At 32.4% G+C, this 24,809-nt stretch carries 21 protein-coding genes; 17 read left to right on the plus strand and 4 right to left on the minus strand.

What is annotated here, in order from left to right; translation table 11 throughout:
• Positions 1-39: 39 nt before the first annotated feature.
• Both OC526_RS04515 and OC526_RS04520 read right to left on the minus strand, forming a co-directional pair.
• Positions 40-807: a type III pantothenate kinase gene (locus tag OC526_RS04515; RefSeq protein ID WP_262122401.1), complete on the minus strand. Its 768-nt coding sequence runs from the start codon at positions 805-807 to the stop codon at positions 40-42.
• Positions 808-1,554, minus strand: a complete 747-nt coding sequence (locus OC526_RS04520; RefSeq protein WP_262122402.1) for an ECF transporter S component — start codon at positions 1,552-1,554, stop codon at positions 808-810.
• A 190-nt stretch (positions 1,555-1,744) separates the two neighbouring features.
• Here OC526_RS04520 and OC526_RS04525 point away from each other — a divergent pair, with 190 nt between their 5' ends.
• The 7 genes from OC526_RS04525 (at position 1,745) to OC526_RS04555 (ending at position 12,497) form a co-directional block, all read left to right on the plus strand.
• On the plus strand, positions 1,745-2,479 hold the full coding sequence (locus OC526_RS04525) for an isoprenyl transferase (RefSeq protein WP_262122703.1): 735 nt from the start codon (positions 1,745-1,747) through the stop codon (positions 2,477-2,479).
• Positions 2,466-3,242, plus strand: a complete 777-nt coding sequence (locus OC526_RS04530) for a phosphatidate cytidylyltransferase (RefSeq protein ID WP_262122403.1) — start codon at positions 2,466-2,468, stop codon at positions 3,240-3,242. Before OC526_RS04525 ends, OC526_RS04530 begins: the two co-directional genes overlap by 14 nt.
• A gap of 9 nt (positions 3,243-3,251) precedes the next feature.
• On the plus strand, positions 3,252-4,271 hold the full coding sequence (rseP, locus tag OC526_RS04535) for an RIP metalloprotease RseP (RefSeq protein ID WP_262122404.1): 1,020 nt from the start codon (positions 3,252-3,254) through the stop codon (positions 4,269-4,271).
• Positions 4,272-4,280: 9 nt separating this feature from the next.
• Positions 4,281-5,342: a flavodoxin-dependent (E)-4-hydroxy-3-methylbut-2-enyl-diphosphate synthase gene (gene ispG, locus OC526_RS04540; protein WP_262122405.1), complete on the plus strand. Its 1,062-nt coding sequence runs from the start codon at positions 4,281-4,283 to the stop codon at positions 5,340-5,342.
• A complete protein-coding gene (locus tag OC526_RS04545) occupies positions 5,332-9,456 on the plus strand; it encodes a PolC-type DNA polymerase III (RefSeq protein ID WP_262122406.1) in 4,125 nt (1,374 codons plus the stop codon). Before ispG ends, OC526_RS04545 begins: the two co-directional genes overlap by 11 nt.
• A gap of 158 nt (positions 9,457-9,614) precedes the next feature.
• Complete coding sequence (locus OC526_RS04550; protein WP_262122407.1) at positions 9,615-11,843, plus strand: hypothetical protein; 2,229 nt, start codon at positions 9,615-9,617, stop codon at positions 11,841-11,843.
• A 9-nt stretch (positions 11,844-11,852) separates the two neighbouring features.
• Positions 11,853-12,497 carry an ABC transporter ATP-binding protein gene (locus OC526_RS04555; RefSeq protein WP_262122408.1) on the plus strand — a complete coding sequence of 215 codons (645 nt, stop codon included), beginning with the start codon at positions 11,853-11,855 and terminating at the stop codon, positions 12,495-12,497.
• 38 nt (positions 12,498-12,535) lie between these two features.
• Here OC526_RS04555 and OC526_RS04560 read toward each other — a convergent pair whose 3' ends face one another.
• Complete coding sequence (locus OC526_RS04560; RefSeq protein ID WP_262122409.1) at positions 12,536-12,847, minus strand: hypothetical protein; 312 nt, start codon at positions 12,845-12,847, stop codon at positions 12,536-12,538.
• A 48-nt stretch (positions 12,848-12,895) separates the two neighbouring features.
• Positions 12,896-14,350: a carbon starvation protein A gene (locus OC526_RS04565; RefSeq protein ID WP_262122410.1), complete on the minus strand. Its 1,455-nt coding sequence runs from the start codon at positions 14,348-14,350 to the stop codon at positions 12,896-12,898.
• Between the two features lie 213 nt (positions 14,351-14,563).
• Between OC526_RS04565 and rimP the strand changes: the two genes are divergently transcribed.
• The 10 genes from rimP (at position 14,564) to OC526_RS04615 (ending at position 24,694) form a co-directional block, all read left to right on the plus strand.
• Entirely contained in the window at positions 14,564-15,007 is a 444-nt protein-coding gene (rimP, locus tag OC526_RS04570) for a ribosome maturation factor RimP (protein WP_262122411.1), read from the plus strand.
• A gap of 9 nt (positions 15,008-15,016) precedes the next feature.
• Positions 15,017-16,387, plus strand: coding sequence for a transcription termination factor NusA (nusA, locus tag OC526_RS04575; RefSeq protein WP_262122412.1), 1,371 nt, complete (start codon positions 15,017-15,019; stop codon positions 16,385-16,387).
• A 3-nt stretch (positions 16,388-16,390) separates the two neighbouring features.
• Positions 16,391-16,657: an RNase P modulator RnpM gene (rnpM, locus tag OC526_RS04580; RefSeq protein WP_262122413.1), complete on the plus strand. Its 267-nt coding sequence runs from the start codon at positions 16,391-16,393 to the stop codon at positions 16,655-16,657.
• 10 nt (positions 16,658-16,667) lie between these two features.
• Positions 16,668-18,965 carry a translation initiation factor IF-2 gene (gene infB, locus OC526_RS04585; RefSeq protein WP_262122414.1) on the plus strand — a complete coding sequence of 766 codons (2,298 nt, stop codon included), beginning with the start codon at positions 16,668-16,670 and terminating at the stop codon, positions 18,963-18,965.
• 2 nt (positions 18,966-18,967) lie between these two features.
• Positions 18,968-19,351, plus strand: coding sequence for a 30S ribosome-binding factor RbfA (rbfA, locus tag OC526_RS04590; RefSeq protein ID WP_262122415.1), 384 nt, complete (start codon positions 18,968-18,970; stop codon positions 19,349-19,351).
• The gene (locus tag OC526_RS04595) at positions 19,341-20,297 is read left to right on the plus strand and encodes a DHH family phosphoesterase (RefSeq protein WP_262122416.1); all 957 of its coding nucleotides are present in this window, start codon (positions 19,341-19,343) and stop codon (positions 20,295-20,297) included. The genes rbfA and OC526_RS04595 overlap by 11 nt, the downstream gene beginning before the upstream one ends.
• Entirely contained in the window at positions 20,298-21,182 is an 885-nt protein-coding gene (gene truB, locus OC526_RS04600) for a tRNA pseudouridine(55) synthase TruB (protein ID WP_262122417.1), read from the plus strand. It begins immediately after the preceding gene.
• The gene (locus OC526_RS04605) at positions 21,172-22,110 is read left to right on the plus strand and encodes a bifunctional riboflavin kinase/FAD synthetase (protein WP_262122418.1); all 939 of its coding nucleotides are present in this window, start codon (positions 21,172-21,174) and stop codon (positions 22,108-22,110) included. The genes truB and OC526_RS04605 overlap by 11 nt, the downstream gene beginning before the upstream one ends.
• A gap of 111 nt (positions 22,111-22,221) precedes the next feature.
• A complete protein-coding gene (rpsO, locus tag OC526_RS04610) occupies positions 22,222-22,488 on the plus strand; it encodes a 30S ribosomal protein S15 (protein ID WP_262122419.1) in 267 nt (88 codons plus the stop codon).
• Between the two features lie 43 nt (positions 22,489-22,531).
• Positions 22,532-24,694 carry a polyribonucleotide nucleotidyltransferase gene (locus tag OC526_RS04615; protein WP_262122420.1) on the plus strand — a complete coding sequence of 721 codons (2,163 nt, stop codon included), beginning with the start codon at positions 22,532-22,534 and terminating at the stop codon, positions 24,692-24,694.
• Positions 24,695-24,809 lie beyond the last annotated feature (115 nt).

Here is a 24,809-nt window from a genome sequence, read left to right on the forward strand (position 1 = left end):
AACAAAAATAAAAACTGCAGGAATCAACCTGCAGTTTTTTTATTTATTTAATTCAAAAATTTTTTGTAATCCGTAAAGGCCTAGATTTTCTAATATTTCAAAATTGTACTTTTCTATATTTAGAATATCAGCAAAAGAACCAGTTAAAATTATTTTTACCTTATCCGCTTCCAATTTATTTTCTATTAATATCTTTTCTATAATTCCATTTATAGCAAAATTATATGCATGATAAATTCCACTTTGAATTGATTTTTTTGTAGTGTTTCCTAAAACATTATTAGCCTTCAAAATTTCTACTTGGGGAAGTTTTGCACCTTGTTCATTTAATGATTTTGCATATAAATCAATGCCTGGTAAAATGACACCGCCCAGAAATTGTTTTTTATTATTAATAAAATCAATTGTGGTAATGCTTGCAGCAGAGATGATTATCAAATCATTATTAAAATCATTTGCACCAACAGCCCTAATTATTCTATCAGATCCCACATCTTTTGGATTTTCACATTTTATATTAAGACCTGTTTTTACTCCAGATGATATAAGCATAGGATTTTTGCCTATAATAACCATAGCGACTTTTTGATAAATATCCAACAACTCTGGCACAACTGATGAAATTATAATATTGTTTATATCTATAAAATAAATATTATTATCATTTAACATTAATTTAAGAAGTAATTTTACCTCATCACTAGATTTATTTTTATCAGTATTAATCTTAAAATCAGCTATTAAATTTTCATTATCAAAGACTCCAAAATTGGTAAATTTATTGTCTATATCAATTGTAAGTAACATTTATCTCTTCACCTTTAATACTGATTTTACAACACCTGTAACAATAATTATTGATAAAAAGGCCTCAGGTAGTCCCGAGCTAATAGAAACTCCAAGTATGGCAGACCTAGCATTTTCTAATGGGATATTTAAAGCTTCTACATATTTTTGAGCATACATTAAATATATTCCGCCTAAAACTAAAATTGTATTTGTCATTGACCCTACAAAAGCTCCTATTGCTATGGGAAAATCTTTTGTTGATGTTTTGATAGAATAATAAAAAAGTCCTAAGCAAAGAAGAATTAAAATTATAATTAATATAATATTTACTTTTGAAGCACCAGTTTTAATGTTTTTGTAAAGGATATAGGATAAAAATATTAAGATCAAGGACCAAAGAATTTTGGATGCGATTTTTAAGTTTTTATCATCAAATCTTTTCACAGACTGGTAGGCATAGTAAGAAGTAATACCTATCAAAATACGTGGAATGACTGAAATGAGTGGATTGTAAAATACAAAAGAAATTGGTGTTGGCCTTAAAATAGCATTTATTAGGGAAAATACTCCAAAAATAAGTCCAACAAGTCCCCCAACAACGGGTCCTTCTACAATTGCTGCAATAATTACTGGAATATGCATTGTAGTTGCATTTATGATTCCAAGGGGAATTAGTCCAAGTGGTGTAATGCCCAAAACAATTGTAATGGCACCAAGAACAGCAGCAGTGGTTAATTTTCTGCTGGTTAGAATTTTTTTATTCATTTTTGCCTCCTGATACGGTTCGATAATGATACCGTTCTTTTTTGTTACTCCTGGTTTTAATTTTCTCATGGCTAGAATCAGATGTATCCTGCCTCAAAATTTTTAAACCCATTTGATTATAACATAAGCAAAAATCTTGGTAAATATTTGCAAAGTGGAGTCCGAAATTTGCCTTAAAAAATGGTATAATATTGCTAGACTTTTAAAAGAGGAAATTATGGAAACTTTAAATATACCAAATCACCTTGCAATTATCCTTGATGGCAACGGACGCTGGGCCAAAAAACAAAATAAGCCAAGAACTTTTGGTCATAAAAATGGAGCGGAAAATGTCGTAGATATTGCAATACATGCAAAAAAACGTGGGGTAAAATACCTTACTTTATATGCTTTTTCTACTGAAAACTGGAAAAGACCAGCTAGTGAAGTGGATTATTTAATGAAACTTTTAATTAAATTTGTAGAAAAAAAGATAGATCAACTTATGGAAGAGGATTGCAAAATTAATTTCTTGGGAGATTTGTCTGCTCTTCCAGATGCAACTAGAAAGGCAGTTAACAAGGCTTTAGAAAAAACAAAAAATAATAAGTCTTTGTATATAAATATTGCCCTAAATTATGGGGGTAGGGATGAAATTGTTCATGCTGTAAAAAATATTGTTGAAAAAGGATATAGGCCAGATGAAATCACAGAAGAATTAATTTCTGAAAATCTTTATACAGCAAGTATTCCTGATCCAGATTTACTGATCAGACCAGGGGGAGAGTTGCGCATATCAAATTTTTTGATATATCAAATCGCCTATTCTGAATTATATTTTACTGATGTTTTATGGCCAGATTTTGATGAAGACGAGCTTGATAAGGCTCTGGAGGCTTTTGCAAATAGAAATAGAAGATTTGGAGCACTCGATGAATCTAATTAAAAGAACTTTGGGTGGAGCTATCATCCTTTTAGTTTTATTTGCGGTAACTTTTTTTGGAAAAACTAGCCTAGCAATTGGATTTGCTATTTTTTCGCTAATTGCAATCAAAGAGCTAACAGATGCTTTTTCTAAGATAGGATTTAGGTTTAATAAGCCTTTACTGTATTTTTCGGATTTGTTGGTTATGGCAGCTAGTTTTGCAAAAGAAAGAGAACTTTTTGCAGTAAGCATCACCCTTTCATTCGCAATAATATTTGGAATATTAATCTTTGATGAAAGAAGAAATCTATATGACATTCTAGTTCATATTTTTATTTTGATTTATGTAGCTGGACTAATGGGTTCTATTGTAAAAACCCATGATGTGAGATTTTTATGGATGCTTTATCTTACTGCTTGGGGCTCAGATACCTTTGCATATCTAACAGGATCAACAATTGGAAAAAGGAAGATAGAATCAGTAAGACATATTAGTCCTAAAAAAACCCTTGAGGGTTCTATTGGAGGAGTAATTGGGGCTGTGATTTTAAACTTAATTTATAATCACTACTCAGGACTTCATATAGATATTAGTTTAGTAATTATATTTTCAGCACTAGGTGCTATACTATCACAAATTGGTGATTTGGTAGCATCATATATAAAAAGAAAAACAGGAATAAAAGACTTTGGTAATCTTATTCCAGGTCATGGGGGTATAATGGATCGCTTTGACTCTATGATATTTATCGCTCCATTATTTTATTTATTTTCTGTTTTGTAAGGAGAAAAAATGGGAACAATTATTATTGCCCTAATAATGTTTTTAGCCTTGGTAACCATCCATGAGTTTGGACATTTTATTGTGGCAAAATTATCAGATATAAAAGTAAATGAATTTGCTGTTGGCATGGGACCAGAAATTTTTAGTAATCAAAAGGGAGAAACAAAATATTCTTTGCGCGCCTTACCAATTGGTGGATACTGTGCCATGGAAGGTGAGGAAGAATCTTCATCTGATCCTAGAAGCTATGACAATGCGCCTGCCTATAAAAGATTTTTGACAATTCTTGCAGGACCAGTCATGAATTTACTTTTAGCAATTATAGTTTTTACTATTGTATCCTTTAATACTGGAACAAGTACAAATTTTGTAGGAGGATTTGCTGAAAATTCTCCAGCAAAAGAAGCTGGAATTAGCTTAGATGATCAGATAGTCTCTATAAATAATAAGGAAATTAAGGAATTTACTGATATTTCAAATGTGCTTAGAGATTATTATGCTAGCAACGCAAAAGACAAAGCAGTTGAAGTTAAAGTAAAATCTGCTAACAATGGGGAAACTAAAAATTATCATATTACACCAACTTTTGAAAATGATATTCCACTTTTAGGAATCACTTCAAAAATGAGAAATGTAAGTTTTCCAGAGGCCATTGGCCTAGGATTTAAAGAAACCTGGCGCAATGTCAAAATGATTTTTAATATTTTTGGCATGCTTTTTACTGGAAAATTATCTTTTGGTGCACTTTCAGGACCAGTTGGTGTTGTAAAAGAAATTGGCAACCAAGCTCAAAGTGGGGTTATGAATGTTTTATATTTCCTATCCTACATTAGCGTAAACCTTGCTGTTTTTAACTTGATACCATTTCCAGCCCTTGATGGATCAAAGCTTGTAACAAATCTTTATGAGATGATTACTAAAAAAAGGGTTAACAAAAAAATTGAAGAAAGAGTTACTATTGTTGGTTTTATAATATTAATTAGTTTAATATTAATAATCACAATTAAAGATATATTTACACTTTTTTAAGGAGATGTAATGAGAAGAGAAACTAGAAAAATTTATGTAGGAGATGTTGCAATTGGAGGTAACTCTCCTATTTCTATCCAATCAATGACTACAGCAAAAACAAGTGACATTGATGCAGTTGTCAAGCAAATTAATGATTTAGAAGAGGCAGGATGTGATATTTCAAGATCAGCTATAAATGATATGGATGATGCAAAAGCAATTAGTGAAATCAAAAAAAGAACTAATTTACCATTTGTTGCAGACATTCAATTTGATTACAAATTAGCCTTAGCTGCAGTTGAAAATGGCTGCGATTGCCTAAGGTACAATCCTGGCAATATTGGTAGTGAAGATAAGGTGCGTGAAATTGTTGAAGCATGTAAGGAAAAAAACATACCAATAAGAATCGGTGTAAATTCTGGATCTATTTCCCGTGAAATAGTAGATAAATTTGGCGGAGTAAATGCTGATAGTCTTGTAGCAAGTGCTATGGAAGAGATAAAAATTCTAGAAGATATGAACTTTTATGATATGAAAATTTCTGTAAAATCATCGGATGTAAATACTATGATAGATGCCTATAGAAAACTATCTTCACTAGTAGATTATCCTCTACATTTAGGAGTTACAGAAGCAGGACCACTTTACCAAGCCCTTGTAAAATCATCAATAGGTATTGGATGTTTACTAAAAGATGGCATTGGTGATACAATCAGAGTTTCAATAACGGGTGATCCGGTTGAAGAAATCAAAGCTGGAAAAGCAATCCTAAAAGCTTTAAATTTACGCCGTGACGGTCTGGATATAGTTTCTTGCCCAACTTGCTCAAGAACTACAGTCAACCTTGAAGAAATAGTGGCGGAAGTAGAAGAAAAAGCAGCTGGCTTAAATATAGATGCTAAAGTTGCAATTATGGGTTGTCCAGTAAATGGACCTGGGGAAAGTAAAGAAGCTGATTATGGAATTTCTGCTGCAAATGGCATGGGATTTTTATTTAAAGATGGAAAGACAATTAAAAAAGTAAAGGAAGATGAAATAGTAGATACACTTTTAGATGTATTAAAAGAAAGCTATAAGAATGAAGATTGATTTAAGCAAATTTGTTGACATCAAAGAAAATGAATACACTATTACAAATGCCATTTATTATAAAAATAAAAATGAATTAAAATTAACAATCGAGTCTGATTTAGACCACTTTGATGATAAGGTGAGGGCAGAGCTTGATGATTTTTTGTCATTTGTAACTCTTACAATTGAGTTTATAAATATTTCTCCAGATATTGATAAGGATATTTGTGGAAATGATGAAGATACTAGTATAAACGAAGTAGAAATTATAGAGGACAAGGATTTAGGGCCTCAGACCAAGGAAATGACTGAAAAAACATCTGATAATTGTGATGAGGATCCAATTTCTGATTTGATAGATCAAAAGGAAAAGGACCTCCAAGCTCGTATTAGCCATGCCATCAGTCACAACAACAAAGAAGAAGTCAAGGAAATTGAGCCTGTTGACGGGCTTGATTATGGCGGCAAGATTAAAAATGATGTGATAAATATATCTGAAATTTACGATAAAAAAGGACTGCGAGTTTCATTAATCGGAACGGTTTATAATTTAGATGTTTTTGAAACAAAAAATCACTATTTTATATTCACCTTTGACCTTGAAGATAGCACTGATGCCATTTCTTGTAAGATATTTTCTTCTGAGAAGAATAAAGAAAAACTAAGACTTTTAAGAAATGGTGTGTGTGTCCAAGTAGAGGGTGTGCTAAACTATGATGATTATGCCCACGAAGAAATTTTTACAGCAAATATCTTAAAAGAAGCAGTTACTAGCAAGAAAATCGACACAGCCTATGAAAAAAGAATTGAACTAGAAGTCCACACAAAGATGACAAACCTAGATGGTTTTGTGGACAATTCTGACATTTTAAAAGTACTTGGCGAGTGGGAATGGGATGCAATTGGTATTACAGACACCCAAACCTTGCAGGGTCTGCCAGACTTATACTCAGCAATTAGCAAGACTGGAAAAAAAATGTTACCGGGTGCTGAACTTTTGCTTGTAGAAGATGAACTAAGAATTTTAACCAACCTTTCATCTAATCCTGTTCCTACTACAAAGGATATAAAAGATCAGGAATTTGTAGTATTTGACTTAGAAACCACAGGTCTTTCACGATTTGCTGATAAGATTACAGAAATTGGTGCTGTTAGAGTTAAAAATGGAGAAATCACAGAAGAATTTAATGAACTTGTTAACCCAGAACAATTAATACCAGAAAAAGTTATTGAGCTAACTGGTATTACAAATGAAATGGTAATGGATAAGCCAAAGATTGATGAAATTTTGCCTAAGTTTTTGGATTTTGCGGGAGATGCTATATTAGTAGGTCAAAATTCAGACTTTGATATTGGTTTTGTAAGAGAAAATGCGAGAAATTTAAATTTAGATTTTGATCCAATCTATATGGATACCTTGCCTATGGCCCGTGCACTTTTTGATGATATGGGCAGATTTTCACTTGATAAAATTGCCAAAAAATTAAATATACCAGCCTTTAACCATCACAGAGCGAGTGATGATGCTAGGGCAACAGCTCAAATTTTTATCAAGATGTATAAGATGATAATGGAACAAGACCTTGATTTATCAACTATAAATAAGCTTGAAACTCATTATCCAAAGGCCAAGTTTGAAAACTTTTCTGCCCTTGTTTATGCAAAAAATGAAATTGGTTTAAAAAATTTATATAAATTAATTTCCAAATCAAGGATGGAGAACTTCCACAATGAAGCAAAGACACCCATTTCACTTCTAAAAGAATATAGGGAAGGGCTAATTATAGGTTCTGGTGGTCATGAGGGACTTCTTTTTAACTACCTAGTTAATGATTATCCTCAAGAAAAAATAGATGAATTAGTAGATTTATTTGACTTTTTCCAAGTGGAACCTCTAGGAATATTTGCAGATGAAGTTTCTAAAGGAAGGGTTAGAAATCTAGACCAAGTTATAGACATAAACAAAAAAATAATTGAACTAGCAAAGGCAAATAATAAATTAGTGGCGGCTACTGGAGGAGTGAGATATTTTAAGCCAGATGATTATATTTTAAGAAATATTCTCCATAAGGGCCAATATTTTAGATACCATGAAAATGAACCATTATATTATTTAAGAACTACAAATGAAATGCTAGAAGGTTTTTCATATTTGGATAAGGATACTCAAAGAGAGATTGTAATCCAAAATCCAAAAAAAATTGCCGATGAGATTGAGGACATTAGACCTATTCCTCCAGGCACATTCCCACCGGTAATTGATGGGTCAGATGAAAAACTAAGAAATACTTGCTTTGAAAAAGCTTATTCAATATATGGCAATCCACTGCCAAAAATTGTTGAAGATAGGTTAAATAAGGAATTAAATTCCATTATTTCCAATGGCTATGCAGTTCTTTATATTATTGCCAAAGACCTAGTAGGAAAATCAAACGAGGATGGTTACCTAGTAGGATCTAGGGGATCGGTTGGTTCTTCTTTTGCAGCAACTATGGCTGATATTACAGAGGTAAATCCACTTTCTCCCCACTATGTTTGCCCAAACTGCAAACACAGTGAGTTTTTCGAAGAAGATAGACTTGGATCTGGTATAGACTATCCAGATAAGGACTGCCCTGAATGCGGGACATTGATGGCAAAAGATGGCCACAATATACCATTTGAGGTGTTTTTAGGTTTTGAAGGGGATAAGGAACCAGATATAGATTTAAACTTTGCTGGTGAATACCAAGCAACTATCCATAGATTTACAGAGGAATTATTTGGTGAGGGCAAAGTTTTCCGTGCTGGAACTATTGGAGCTATCCAAGACAACACAGCCTTTGGTTATATCAAAAAATACACCGAAGAATATGGCCAGGAATTTACCAATGCACAAATTAGAAAAATTCAACGTGGGCTTAAGGATGTAAAAAGAACAACTGGCCAGCACCCTGGTGGACTGATTGTTGTTCCAAATGATATAGATATTTTTGATATAACACCTATCCAATATCCTGCAGATGATCCAGCAGGTGATATAAAAACTACCCACTTTACCTACAATATGATGCACGAAACTCTGCTAAAACTAGATTTGCTGGGCCATGATGTGCCTTCAATTATACGTGCCCTCTATGATATGACTGGTGTTGATCCCCTAAAAATAAAAATGGATGACCAAAATGTTATGAAGATATTTTCTTCTACAGAAACTTTGGATATTAAGCACGATTTTTCAAATAATGAGATTGGTACACTTGGTATACCAGAATTTGGAACATCTTTTGTAAGGGGTATGCTAAAGGATATAAAACTTAGCAAATTTTCTGAAATGACAAGAGTTTCTGGTCTTTCCCATGGGACTGATGTTTGGTTAAATAACGCCCAAGATCTTGTAAGAGATGGCACAGCAGGATTTGACCAAATTATTTCAACCCGTGATGACATCATGAACTCCCTTATCCAACAAGGACTGGAAAAGAAAAAATCCTTCCAAATTATGGAGATTGTTAGAAAGGGTAGGGCTTTGTCAGAAGAACAAGTAGACTATATGAGAGATAAGGGTGTACCTGAATGGTATATAGAATCTTGTCTAAAAATACAATATCTATTCCCAAAGGCACATGCAGTTGCATATTGCTTGATGTCTTATAGGATTGCATATTTTAAAGTCTATTACCCAGCCGCATTTTATGCCACATATTTTAATACCAAACTAAATGATTTTGTATATTCAATTATCATAAATGGCCTAGAATCTATCCAAGTTGCAATCAAATCATATGGTGAAAGATTTGACCTTACTGCAAGGGATAAGGATGTAAGAAAAGTATTAGAAGTTGCAGAAGAAATGTATGCCAGAGATATTAAAATTGATAAGGCTGATTTGTACAAATCAGATGCTATAAAATTTATACTAAACGAAGAAAATGGATACTTAATTCCACCTTTAAGTTCTGTAGACAATGTATCAGAGGCTATGGCTCTAGATATAGTAGAAGAACGAGAAAAGGGAGAGTTCATATCTATTGAGGATTTTAATAAAAGAACAAAAGTAAATAAAAATGCTCTAGAAAGCCTAAAAACTTTTGGTATCATAGATGGCATCCAAGAAGAAAATCAAATGAGCTTATTTGATGGGATGTTTTAGTTTTAAACTGCTATTTTTATAATAGCAGTTTTTTTGTTTTAATTTTTTATTTAGAATTTCTAATATATATTTTGATAAAAATAAAAATGATTGACTTACTATAAGTAAGGTGTTATACTAAACATAACACACTAGTGCTATTGAATTTGGAGGTTATTATGAAAAGGAGTATAAGTGACAAGTTACTTATAGTTTTGATAGTCATACAATCAATAATATTTGCTGTAGTAACAAGCCTTTATCTAGATCAAAAATATACGGAAAATTTTGATAATTTAGTTAGCGATTACAAAGAGGTCTCTATAAATAATATTGATATAACTAAAGGCAATGAAGTAGGAGATTACATAGATGATTTTTTAAAGGAAAACCAGGCACTAATGATAAAAAAAGTCGAAGGTACTGACTATACTGGAAGAAAGTTACTACACGGATACTGGATGAGTGGGGACTACGAAGCTAATAAAGAAAAATTAAATTTAGAATTTCTAGACAAGCAATATGCTTCAGATAATAGTTTTAAAAATTTAGATAAGGGTGGGACTATTGGTTTGCTAGAAGGAGATTATAGTATGATAGAGTCCACTCCTAGATTTATTTTAGGGGATAGTTATTTTTTTATAAATTTAACTGGAACTGGAAAAATTGGAGGGTTTAACGGCGAATATAAGCTAGTTGGTCTAGATGATAAAGGTGTAAATAGATTTTATGAAGGTTTATCTAAAGTAACCGGCCTAAGTGTAGATGAGATTAAAACTTCAAATGGTGGCTCGGCTGTAATGGGAGGCGGATTTTCTCTTAGTTTTATAATTATCTATGCAATTTTGACTCTAGTAATCATCACAATTTTAACAACTACAACTGTGGCTTCACTAAAAGATATGGGAGTCTACCTGCTCCAAGGTTGGTCTAAAAAATCTTATATAAAAAGTATATACGAACCTATAAATAAAATAGCATATTTTTCACCACTTTTATTTATTCCCTATGGCTTTATCTTAACTATGGGAAGCTTTAATACTTTAAAATTTTACTCGGTATTTTTGCTAGCAGGGATAATAAATCTAGCTATATTTTTACTTTTTGAATTTTTAATATCACTAATCTTAAGAACTGTTAAGCCAATAGATGCTATCCATGGCAGGACATCAAAAAAGGGCTTACTTATTTTTGGCATAATTTTATTTATGATATTTAATACTTCAACAAGTGCCTTATCCTTTATGGATATAGATAATATGATAATCGAGTTAAAAGATCAGATAGTTACTAAAAATGAATGGGAAAATGTATCTGATTATTATGTAAGTACTTCTTTTTACGAAGGAGATGATTTTGAGGGTGATCACTCTCGTACTCCTATGAGTTTTCACAGAGATTTTTATAAATTTTATGAGTCTATAGAAAATGAGGATGGAGTTAAATTTATAAGTACAGACTTTCGTAGAAAAAATTGGAATAAAGAAGTGAAAGAAATGGGGCTATATAATCATGCACCTAATTTTTCTTATCTCTTATTTACTGCTAATAAAAATTATATAGAAGATGATATGCAAGTAAAAGTGACAGATGAAATGGAAAATTTTGCTAATGAAGGTTATAGAGTTTATCTGATACCAAAAAGTTTTTCAAAAGAAGATAGAAAGTCCTTGGAGACATCTTTAACAGAGATGGATGAAAAAATGTTTCTTGATGACACTGATGATAGCGATAGGGAAAATTTTGATATAAAGTTTAAAGGGATTAAGTTCTTTAGCTATGATAATAATAAAGATTATTTTGCCTATCCAAGCAACATTGATGATGAAATGTTTGGTGAAGAATTTCCGGTTACATCTAAAAATCCAGTTATAAACTATGTTAATACTAATAATATGAGTGTTCTTGAAACATTAAATTTAGTAACTGGTGGAGAAACTAATTCAGAAATAAAATTAAATCAAGAGGCTTATGATAAGTTTGTAAATAATGAATACTATAAAAAATATGATATTGATGATAATAAACCTGAATTTGTTCAAATAAGAGAACTGATAGGTGGCATGATTAGAAGTCTAACTCAAGCTATCTTTACATTTTTATTAGTTGGACTACTATTTTTTGGGATATCGGCAGCGATATTATCTGCACTCATAAACCTTTATAGGGAGATCTACCTAGAAGAAGTAAATATCAAAAAGTTCTTAGGCTATGATAATAAAAAAATATATAAGACAATTTATATAATGGTTATAGTTGCAAGTATTATAAACTTAATAATTGCAATATTTAATGGGTCAATATTTGGTATATCTTTTGGTATCATTTTTGCTATAATTGAGCTAATGCTATTAAAAAAGTTTACCAATAAAAATCAGTTTGAAATGCTAGTAGAGTTTTTAAAATAGGGGATAAAAATGAAACACATAGAATTAAATAATATTTCTAAGGCTTATGGTAATAGAAAAATAATAGATGATTTATCATTTTCAATAGATGAAAATGAGATAGTAGCGATAGTTGGAAAAAGTGGATCAGGCAAATCAACTCTTTTAAATATGATTGGACTTTTAGAAACTTATGATAGTGGAGAGATCTTACTAAAAGGAGAAAAACTTCCTAATCTTAATAGTAAAGAAGCTACATTATTAAGGAGAAATGAAATAAATTATCTTTTTCAAACAAATGCTTTGATAAGTGAAAAAACTGTTAGGGAAAATCTAAAGCTAGCTATGGAGTATGTAGATATAAAAGATGAGGAGAAATTTGAAAAAATAAGTGAGGTATTAGATAGACTAGATATTTTAGATACAATAGACCAAAAGGCAAATACTGTATCAGGGGGAGAAGCTCAAAGAGTAGCCCTTGCTAGGTGTATTTTAAAACCTGGTGATTTGATTTTGGCAGATGAGCCAACTGGTTCATTAGATCCAAAGATGAGTGACAAAGTGTTTTCTTTACTTTTAGGTTTAAGAAATGATTATAATAAAACGATACTAGTTGTAACCCATGACATGGATATAGCTAAAAAATGTGATAGGATGATAGACATAAATAAATAGCAAATAAAAAATTCCATTTTTTTATAAATGGAATTTTTTTATGAATTCAAAGGTGAAAACTCTGTTGCTGTATAAAAACTTTTTATCTTACCTATGCCAAAAACTGATATTTCTACCTCTGGATAGTTCATAAGTAGGGAGTCAAGTTTTGGATCATAATAAGTGGTTACTATCCCGGAGTATTCTTTTTTTAATTTATCTTCATTAGCTCCCTTTTGACTTATTTTTAACTTTATAGATCCTAAATCACAGCAACCCATTCCTCTTTCGATATCTTCTCTTATAAAGATTTTTTCTATATTATTTTTCTTTATATAATCTCTTGCTTTTTTTGTATATATAAATCTCATTTTGTATCCTTTAAAAAAGGGGGAGAATAGTTCTCCCCAATTTTTATTTTAGTTTAATATGATATTTGCAATTCTATCTTGATTTTTACGAGCTTTCCTAACTGTTAGAACAGCTATTACTAAACTGATAATTGCTCCTAAGATGTATGCAATATTATAATCAGCACCAAATCCTACTCCCTTATCAGAAATGATAAATGCAAATACTATGAATGCATAGAATAATTCTGGTATTAATGCAATCCAGTAATTGTTATGGTTATTTAATAGATAGCTTGTTGCAGTTGCTAGAGCAAAGATTGCTACTAATTGGTTTGTAAATCCGAAGTATCTCCACAATAAGTTGAATCCGTTTGGATCATTTTTAGCCCATACTAGGATTAGGATAGCTGGGATAAATAGTACTGCAGCAACAGCAATTCTTTTTGCAGGAACTTTTTGATCGATATTTAATTCTTCAGCTACGATTAATCTTAATGATCTAAATGCAGTATCTCCAGATGTGATTGGAAGTACGATAACCCCGATAATTGCTAGAAGACCACCAATATTACCCATGAAATATTTTGAAATTTCTCCTACCATTAAAGTAGCTCTTGTATCTAATGGAACGATTCCTTGTGAGAATATTACCATTGCACCAGCAGCCCAAACCATAGCAATGATACCTTCAGCAATCATTGTTGAGTAGAATGTTGCTCTATTTTCTCTTTCGCTTGCAACAGTTCTTGAAACAAGTGTAACTTGAGAACCATGGAAACCAGAAAGGATACCACAAGCGACAGTAATAAAGAATGCTGGTATAAACCTTTGACCAAGTGGATGTTCACTTAAGTATCCAGCACCTTGAAATTCTAAATGAGATGCACCTTTTGTAAGAACTCCAAATAAAACTCCGATAGCTGAAATAATTAAAAATGCACCAAATAGAGGATAGATTCTACCGATAAGTTGGTCAATTGGAAGTACTGTAGAAAGAATGTAGTAAGCAAATATTACACCATATATAATCCAAATTCCTTGAGAGCCTTCAGAAAGACCAATTATATCATTGGCAAGTAAGTCCCCAGGTGTGTAAACGAAAACAGTACCTGTTAATAGAAGTAAGATTCCGATAACTACATTATAAATTTTTCTAGTACCATTACCTAAATATTTACCTACAAGTTTTGGAACTTGAGCTCCACCGTTTCTCATTGACATAGTACCTACTAAAAAGTCGTGAGTAGCACCTGCTATAACACAACCAATTGGAATTGCTAAAAAGGCAATTTTTCCAAAAAGTATACCTTGGATAGGTCCTAAGATTGGGCCAGTACCTGCAATATTTAGTAAGTTAATTAGCCAGTTTTTCCATTTTGGCATAGCAACAAAGTCGATACCATCAGCTTTTGATACTGCTGGTGTTGGTCTATCATCTAAATCTAGTTGGCTTTCAACATATTTTGAATAAAAGTAACCACCAACTAAGAGGATAAAAATACCAATTAAAAATAATACCATATAAACCTCCTAATAATAATATGTATTATGTAGCTATATTATAAACTTAATTAAGAGATAAAAGCAAATTTTTCGTAAAAAATTTATCAATAAAAGCTGAGCTTGCATTAGATTATATATTATTGAATAAAGTAAGCATTGCAGTATAATATCTCTATCAAAGAGTGGGCAAGGTATCCGCTCTTTTAATCTGTATAGGCAAAGGATGGTAAGATGGATTTAATAACAAACCTAAAAGAAACCTTTGAAGATGATATTAATAACTTAGGATACGAATTAGTTGATATAGAATTTAGAACAACAAAAGATGGTAAAACATTGACATTTTTTATCTACGACCAAGATGGCATAACAATCGATGATTGTGAAAAAGTTAGTACTTTTTTAGATGAGAAATTAGATGAACTTGACCTTATCAAGGGCCAATATTACCTAGAAGTTTCCTCTCAAGACCTATCAAGACCATTAAAAACAGATAGGGACCTAGAAAGAAATGCTAGCGAACTTTTAAAAGTAACTATGAAAAATGGAGAAAGTTTTCTAGGTCACATAGATGAAATAAATGAAAAAACTTATGTTTTTACTCTTAATGAAGATGAGGAAATAGAAGTAGAAAAAGAAGATATCAAGCAAATAAAAATTGAGATTGTGTTTTAAGGAGAACATATGAATGAAGAGTTTATACTAGCCTTAGAAGAGCTGGAAAAGGATAAAAACATTGATAAAGATGTCATCTTAGATGCGTTAGAAAAAGCCCTAGTAAAAAGTTATCAAAAAAATTATGACAATGCAGAAAATGTAGATGTCATAGTTGATAAGCAAACAGGGGATATAGAGGTTTTTGCTTTAAGAGAAGTTGTAGATGATGTAAATGATAACATCAACGAAATTTCTCTAAAAGAAGCAAAAGAAGAAGTTGATAGCAATCTAGAAATAGGTGATGTTGCAAGAATAAAAATTGCTCCAAAAAACTTTGGCAGAGTTGCAGCACAAACTGCTAGAAATATTGTTATCCAAAAAATTAGAGATGCCCAAAGAGATTCTGTTTATGGAGAGTACCTAGATCGTGAAAATGAAATGATAACAGGAACTATCCAAAGACAAGATAATTATAATCTTTATGTAAACTTAGATAAAATAGAAGGGATTGTTCCAGTTAAGGAACAAGTTGTTAATGAGAGATACATCCCAAATGAAAGGATGAAATTTCTAATAAAAGATGTTAAAAATTCATCAAAAGAACCACAAATTATCCTATCTCGTACAAGTGAAAATCTTGTTACAAGACTTTTTGAACTAGAAGTACCAGAAATTACTGAAGGGGTGATTGAAATTTACTCAATTGCCCGTGAAGCTGGATCTCGTACAAAAATTGCAGTCTTCTCAAACGATGAAGCAATAGACCCAGTTGGCGCTTGTATTGGATATAAGGGAGCTCGTGTAAATTCAATAGTTGAAGAGCTTCAAAATGAAAAAATAGATATTATAAATTACAACAAGGACATAGAAGAATTCATTTCAAATGCCCTATCTCCAGCAGATATAATTGAAGTTTTGACAAATGAAAAAAATAAACAATCTCTAGTTGTGGTAAATGACCAACAACTATCCCTTGCTATTGGTAAGGAAGGGCAGAACGCAAGACTTGCAGCAAGACTTACAGGCTGGAAAATAGATATAAAATCAAAAGAAGATTTCGATACTATGACAAATGAAGATATCGATGAAATTTTAGGTTTAAACGAGAAGATGGAAGAAGATGCTATCATAGATGAAAATTTAATTGATAACCCAGATGAAATCACTGAGGATATGGCAGCTGAAGATGAGAAAATCATAGAAGAAGCCAGTGAAGAACTTTCTGATCAAGAGCTTGAAGATATTACAAGTGATACATTAGAAGAAATCTATGATGATCAAAACGATGAATTAACTAATCAAATCGAAATAGAAGATAGTGAATTAGATGAAGTTTATACTGATGAATCTGACCTTGTTCCAAACAGGGAAAGTGACAAAGAAGAAGAGGATCAGTAAAAAATGAAGAAGACAAAAAAGATTCCCCAAAGAAAATGTATTAATTGCGGAAATCTTTTCGATAAAAACGACCTTCTAAGAGTTGTAAATAACAAGGAATTAGGGGTTGTTATTGATGAAAGTGGAAAACTTAACGGACGAGGCGCATATATTTGTAAAAATAGTGATTGTCTTTCAGATGTTAAGAAAAATAATAAGCTTAATCGTGTATTTAAACAAAAAATAGATGACAAACTTTACGAGGAGTTAGAAGCTTATGAAGTAAAATGAGGTGAAATAGATGGCTGATAAAATAAGAGTTTACGAACTAGCAAAAGAACAAGGAATGCCAGCAAAAGAAATGGTTGAACTTTTGAATAATGAATTTGGTTTAGGAATTAAATCCCACATGTCAAATGTAAGTGGTGATGATCTTGAGCTTATTAAAGAATATTTCAAAGAAGATTCTAACCAAGAAAAAACAAAAGACTCAAAAGAAAAACCAAAAGAAGATAGAAAAAAAGATAGAGAAACTAAAAACAACAAAAAATCAAATAAGATTACAGCTAAAAAATCAAATATGAAAAATATTAATACTAGTAATAACGACCAGTACGATGAAATGGATGAATACGATGATGATGAAAGCATGCACGGATCAAAACAAAAAATCGGAAAGTCAAATAAATCTAAAAATCAAAATAAATCAAAATCTAAGAAAAACTTTGACAATGATGATAACGACGATTTTGAATTAAATAAACCAAATAAAAATCGTAAGAAAAAAAATAGAAAATCAAAATCAAACAAAGCAGGTAACCAACAAGCTAAAGAAAATGAAACTAGTGGAAAAATAGAAATCCCAGAGGTTATCAATGTTGGAACTTTTGCAGAAAAAATTGGTGAAAATTCAAATGCAGTTATAGGAAAGTTAATTCAACTTGGAGTAATGGCAGGTCTTAATGATCCAATCGAATTTGAACAAGCAGAATTAATAGCAATGGATTTTGGAAAAGAAATCACCCTAGAACAAGAATATTCTGCAATCGAAGAGCAAGCCATTGACCTAGATTATGAAGATAATGAAGAAGATTTAATTACACGTGCACCAGTAGTGTCTGTTATGGGACACGTAGACCACGGTAAGACTTCTATACTTGATGCGATTAAAAACACTCGTGTAACAAGTGGGGAAGCTGGTGGTATTACCCAACATATCGGTGCTTATTCTGTAGATTTAGATGGTAGACCTATCACATTCCTAGATACTCCAGGCCACGAAGCCTTCACAGAAATGAGAATGAGAGGTGCTCAATCGACAGATATTGCAATTCTTGTAGTTGCTGCTGATGATGGAGTTATGCCTCAAACTGTAGAAGCTATTAACCACGCAAGAGCAGCTGAAATTCCAATAGTTGTTGCAGTAAACAAAGTAGATAAAGAACAATCTGATCCAAATAGAGTAAAACAAGAGCTTATGGAACATGGATTAGTATCAGAAGATTGGGGTGGAGATACCATCACAGTTGATGTTTCTGCAAAAACTGGCCAAGGAATCGAAGATTTACTAGAAATGGTCCTACTTGTAGCAGAAATGAGAGAACTAAAAGCAAATCCAAATAGGGATGCTGTTGGTTTAATTATCGAAGCCCAACTTGATAAGGCACGTGGACCAGTTGCAACAGTTCTAGTACAAAAAGGTACCCTTCACGAAAGTGACTATGTACTTACAGGATCTGCGTCAGGTAGGATTCGTGCTATGTTTGACTCAAAAGGAAATTCCATCAAAGAAGCAGGTCCATCTGTTCCAGTACAAATCTTAGGTTTATCAGATGTAGCAGAAGCTGGAGATAAATTATTTGCCGTAGAAGATGAAAAAACTGCTAGAGCCTATGCAGAGCGTGCAGAAGAACAAAAAAGAGAAGAACGTCTTATGGCAAAAGGTGCAAGCCTTGAAGATATATCAGGCGATGCAGCTGAAGGTGAGTTAAAAGACCTAAATATCATCGTAAAAACAGACGTAAAAGGTACTGTAGATGCCATGAGCCAATCACTTCTAAAACTTTCAAATGAAGAAGTAAAAGTTTCAGTGGTAGCTGGAGCTGTTGGTGGTATTACAGAATCAGATGTACTTTTAGCCCAAGCTTCAAATGCTATCATTATCGGATTTAACGTTCGTCCAACCCAAGGGGCAATGGAGAGAGCAAAAGATAATGGAATCGAAATTAGAACTTATAGTGTAATCTATGAAGCAATAGAAGATGTAGAAAAAGCTATAAAAGGTATGCTTGATCCAGAATTTGTTGAAGAAGTTCTAGGTCGTGCAGAAGTTCGTGATACATTTAAAGTACCAAGTGTAGGAACTATAGCTGGTGTTATGGTAACAAGCGGTTCAGTACCAAGACGAGCAAAAATTAGACTTCTTCGTGACAATGTAGTTATATTTGATGGAGATATTTCTTCAATGAAGAGATTTAAAGATGATGCCAAAGAGCTAGCAAATGGTTATGAAGGTGGTATCGGCTTAAACAGATTTAATGACATCAAAGTAGGCGATGTTATGGAAGCATACGAAGTAGTCGAAAAAGAAAGAGAATAAGAATGAAGAAAATAAGAACTGAAAGAATTGGAGCAGAAATCCAAAAAGAATTATCAAAAATAATTAGAGATGATTTAAATGATCCAAGACTATCAGATACAGCAAGAGTTTCAGTAATAGAAGTAAAGGTCACAAATGACCTTTCTTTTGCTGATTGCTACATCTCTGTCCTAGGAGATACTAGCAAAAAAGATGATGTCCTAGATGCTCTAAATCAAGCAAAAGGATATATCAAAGTGCTAATTGGTGATAGAATGAGACTTCGTTCCATGCCAGAGTTTAGATTCAAACTTGACGAATCAATTGAATATGGCGCGTATATGGAAAAATTAATAAAAGAAACCATTGCAAAAGATGAGAGGGCTCACCAAGAAAATGATAATTAGTAATGAAAATATCGAAAAACTTAAAAATCTAATAGATGAGGCAAATACAATTGGGGTTGTTTCTCACGTAAATCCAGATGGGGACAACCTAGGATCATCATTAGGATTTGCAAGAGCACTTAGAAATTATGGCAAAGACACTGAAGTGGTGGGTCATGATACTATTGATAATTATCTAAAATTTTTACCTGACTTAGAATTTTATGAAAATAATTATAAAGATTCATATGATTTGCTTTTAATCCTAGATGCATCAGAGATTGACCGTATAGGAGATGCTCAAAGTGTAGCAGTAAATTCAAAAAAAACTGCGGTAATTGACCACCACCTAGGAGGTAAAATCACATCAGATTTAAATATTATCCATCCAGAAGCACCAGCAACTTGCCAACTAATATACGAAATAATTCAAAGAATTGGCATGCCATTAGATGAAAAAACTGCCAACCTATTATTTACAGGCATAGTAACAGATACAGGTAGATTTATGTATTACGATACAAATCGTGCAACCTTTGAAATTGCGGGTAAATTGTTAGACGCTGGAGCAGATAAAGAAAATATTTACTCAGCCCTCTACCAAAATAAACCTATAGATGTTTTAAAATTTGAAACAGACCTTATTGCCAATGCAGAATTTATGGGAGATAGGGTTTTTGCCCTTGCATCAATTGATAAGGTAGATGAATATGGTGTGCAAATGGGTGATAGTGAACACATTGTAAATATCTTAAGAGATTTAGAGGGTATAAGCATTTCTATGCTTGTGAAAGAATATGGCAATGGAGAATATAAGGTGTCTATGAGATCAAAAGGCATTGATATTTCTAAAACTGCCAGAGAAAATGGCGGTGGTGGCCATGCAAATGCCAGTGGATTTTCGATATTTGATGACAGTCTTGAGTCAGCAGCAGCTAAGGCTCGTGTAATTTTACAAAATATATAGATGATAAGTGGAATTTTAAATGTAAATAAAGAAGTGGGCATTTCTTCTAATAAATGCGTAAGTCTTGTAAAAAAAGCACTTGATACAAAAAAAGTGGGTCATACTGGCACCTTAGATCTTGAAGCTAGTGGAGTTTTGCCAATTGTAATTGGAAAAGCTACTAGAGTTTCAGATTTTTTGATGGATGAGAAAAAAGAATACATCACAGAAGCAATCTTTGGAAAAAGAACTGATACTCTTGATTATGATGGGGAAGTTGTGGATATGTCTGATAAAGTCTTTTCTAGAGAAGAATTAGAAAAAGAAATGGAAAATTTTACCGGCAAAATAACACAAATCCCACCCATGTACTCAGCCCTAAAGGTAAATGGTCAAAAACTCTATGATCTTGCAAGAAAGGGAATCGAGGTTGAGAGAAAAAAACGAGAAATTATAATTTTTTCTTTTGAAATATTGGATTTTGATTTTCCGAAAGCAAGATTTAAGATTACATGTTCAAAAGGAACTTATATCAGAACCCTAATCGATGATTTGGGTGAGAAATTAGGAAGCTTTGCCTATGTAAATAGTCTGACTCGTTCTAAAGTTGGTGATTTTTATATAGAAGATGCGATCAATTCTCAAAATTTACTTGAAATGAGCAAGGATGAAATTTTAAATAAGATAATGCCAGTTGACTACGCACTAAAAGCTTATCCTGAAATTGTGCTTGATAAAACATATTTAAAACAAGCAACAAATGGTATGACCATGCATATTGATGAGTGCCATTATGATGGATTGATTAGAGTTTATGTAGAAGATGATTTTATAGGACTAGGAAAGACTCACAAAAATAACGACAAATATTTTCTAAAAATGGAGAAAGTATTTTATGAAAAATAATATAAAAATATACGACCTAGACAGAGGCATGACAGACTTTGAGCCAAAGGCTATTGCACTAGGTAATTTTGATGGCATCCATATTGGCCATCAAAAGCTTATAAAAAAAGACTTGGAAATTGCTAGGCAACTTAATCTGGTCCCATCAGTTTTACTTTTTAAGGAAAATAGCAAAAAAACTTTAATAGATGAAAAAGATTATTTAACAAGTCTAAATGATAAAATCGAAATTTTTTCAAATATGGGCATGGATACATTTTGTATCCTAGAATTTAACGAAGACTTTAGGTCTTTAAGCCCTAGGGAATTTATTTCAGAAATTTTGTACAAAAAACTTAATACCAAATATATTGTAATTGGTGAAGACTACCGTTTCGGTAAAAATGCTGAAGGTGACATAAAAACTCTTGCTCGCTTTCAAGATGAATTTGGATTTGAAACTACCATAGTTGATTTTGAAGTTGATGATGGAGTAAAAATATCATCAGGTTCAATAAAAGAACTTATCAAAAATGGTAATATTGCAAAAGCAAACAAATATTTGGGCAGGAACTACAAAATAATAGGTCATGTGGTTGATGGCCACAAAAGAGGTCGCACACTGAATTTCCCAACTGCTAACTTAGAAATGAATTTTTCTTATACTGTTCCAAAAGATGGAGTATATTTAACAAGGGTCAATGTACGGGGAAAAAATCATTTTGCCCTTACTAATATTGGTTCAAATCCTACTTTTGAGAATGACTTTAGAAAAATAGAAACATATATCCTAGATTTTAGCGAGGATATATATGGAGAAAATATAACAATTGAGTTTTTAGAATTTTTCCGTGGTGATTTGAAATTTGAATCAGTAGATGATTTGATAAATCAAATGGAAATTGATAAAAAAAGAGCAATTGATACTATAAATAATAAGTATTTGTAATCTTTACAAATACTTTTTTTGTTGGTATAATTACTTAGGTACCTTGGCTTTGTAAACGCAACCTCGACTTTTACACGGTCAAAGGCAAATACAACATATAGGAGGAAAAATATGTTATCACAAGACAAAAAGACAGAACTTATCAAAGAATACCAATTAGAAGAAGGAGACACAGGTTCTCCAGAAGTACAAATAGCTATTTTAAGCTACAGAATTAAAGATTTAACTGAACATTTAAAAGCTAATCCAAAAGACCACTCATCAAGAAGAGGACTTTTTAAAATGATTAGACGTAGAAAAGGGTTATTAAACTACTTAAAAGATAATGATATCGAAAGATATAGAGCTATTATCGAAAAAGTAGGCATAAGAGGTTAGTAGATTGGCGGGGTATATCCCGCCTTATTTTTTAGGAGAAAAGATGGAGAAAAATTATATTTATACATCAAGCCATGGATATGAACTTGATGTAACAATAGGAAAATTTGCAGAACAGGCTAATGGCGAATGTTACATAAAATGTGGGGATACTTCTCTTTTAGTAACAGCAGTAGCTAGTGAAAAACCAAGAGAAGGGATAGACTTTTTTCCACTAATTTGTGATTTTCAAGAAAAGCTATACGCAGTTGGTAAAATCCCAGGTGGTTTTTTAAAAAGAGAAGGTAAAGCATCTGATGAAGCAACCCTAATTTCCCGCCAAATGGATAGACCTTTGCGTCCACTTTTCCCAGAAAATTATTATAATGACGTACAAATAATTGCAACAGTTTTATCTATGGATGAGGACAATTTGCCAGATTGCCTATCCACAATTGGTGCAAGTATTGCTCTTGGAATATCAGATATACCATTTAATGGACCAGTAGGTGCTGTTTCTGTTGGTTTTGTTGATGGAGAATTTGTAGTATTCCCAAATGAAGACCAAAGAAAAAAATCTCAGCTTGACCTAACAGTTGCAGGTAGCAAAGATGCTATAAACATGGTTGAAGCTGGAGCAAATGAGCTAACAGAAGCACAAATGCTTGAAGCAATGTTAATTGCCCATGAAGAAATCGGACATATTTCAGACTTTATCCAAGGAATTATTGATGAAATTGGTAAAGAAAAAAATATGGTAGAAGTTATCGTGCCATCAGAGCTTGAAGAAAAAATTACAGCAGAATATGCTGAAGCTATTAAAGGCTCTATCAGAACAACTGATAAAATGGAACGTGGCGAAGCTATGTTTAATATAGAAGAATCTGCAAAAGAAAGATTTTTGCCAGAATACCCAGAAAGTGAAGATGAAATCCACAGAGTAATTGATAATATCATGAAACTTGAAGTTCGCCGTATGATTTCAATCGATAAAATCAGACCAGATGGACGTGATTTAAAAGAAATCAGACCACTTTCAGCAGAAGCAGGGCTATTGCCTAGAGTACATGGATCAGGTTTATTTAAACGTGGACAAACTCAAGTTTTATCAGTAACCACACTTGGTTCACCAGCTGACGTTCAAATAATTGATGGACTTAACCGTGAAGAAATTCAAAAAAGATATATGCACCAATACAATTTCCCACCATTCAGTGTTGGAGATGTAAAACCACTTCGTGCACCAGGACGTCGTGAAGTTGGTCACGGACACTTGGCAGAAAGAGCTCTTGTACCAGTTTTACCAGATGAAAGTGACTTCCCATACACAATTAGAGTTGTATCTGAGGTTTTAAGTTCAAATGGTTCAAGTTCCCAAGCATCAATCTGTGGGTCTACACTGTCACTAATGGATGCAGGTGTACCAATTAAAAAACCAGTTGCAGGTATTGCAATGGGACTAATAAAAGAAGATGAATCTATTTCAATTCTTACAGACATCCAAGGTCTTGAAGACCACCTAGGAGATATGGACTTTAAAGTTGCAGGAACTCGTGATGGAATTACTGCCCTACAAATGGATATGAAAATTGCAGGGATAACTCGTGAAGTCTTAGAAGAATCGCTTGATAATGCAAAAGAAGCTAGAATGCAAATTCTAGATTTAATAGAAGCTACAATCGATAAACCAAGAGAAGATATATCTGACTATGCCCCAAGATTATTTACAATTGACATTGATCCAGAAAAAGTACGTGATGTTATAGGATCAGGCGGTAAAACAATTAATAAAATTATCGATGAGACTGGTGTAACAATCGAGACAGAAGATGATGGACACATAACAGTAGCATCAACAGATGGAGCAAGTGGTAAAAAAGCAATCGAAATGATTCGTGCCATTGTAACTGATCCACAAGTAGGAGATGTTTATACAGGAAAGGTTACTAGAATTATGAACTTCGGTGCCTTTATCGAAATTGCCATTGGAAAAGAAGGACTTCTTCACATTTCTCAAATCGACCATGCTAGAACTGATAAAGTAGAAGATGTACTTGCTGTTGGAGATGAAGTTACTGTAAAAGTAACAGAAATTGACAAGCAAGGGAGAATCAACCTTTCAAGAAAAGCTCTTATAGAAAAACCAGAAAGAGAAGAAAAAGAAGATTACAAAAACAATCCAAATGCACAAGCATGGCCAGCTGATGAAGATCCAAGAAATAAATAATTAAAATACAAATCGGTTATTAAGAAAAATCTTAATGCCGATTTTTTTGTACCATCTAAAAAAATGTAAAATATATTTTAAATATTAGATTAATTATTAAATGAGAATATAATTT

The sequence above is a fragment of the Anaerococcus sp. Marseille-Q5996 genome (assembly GCF_946893725.1).
Classification (GTDB): Bacteria; Bacillota; Clostridia; order Tissierellales; family Peptoniphilaceae; genus Anaerococcus; species Anaerococcus martiniensis.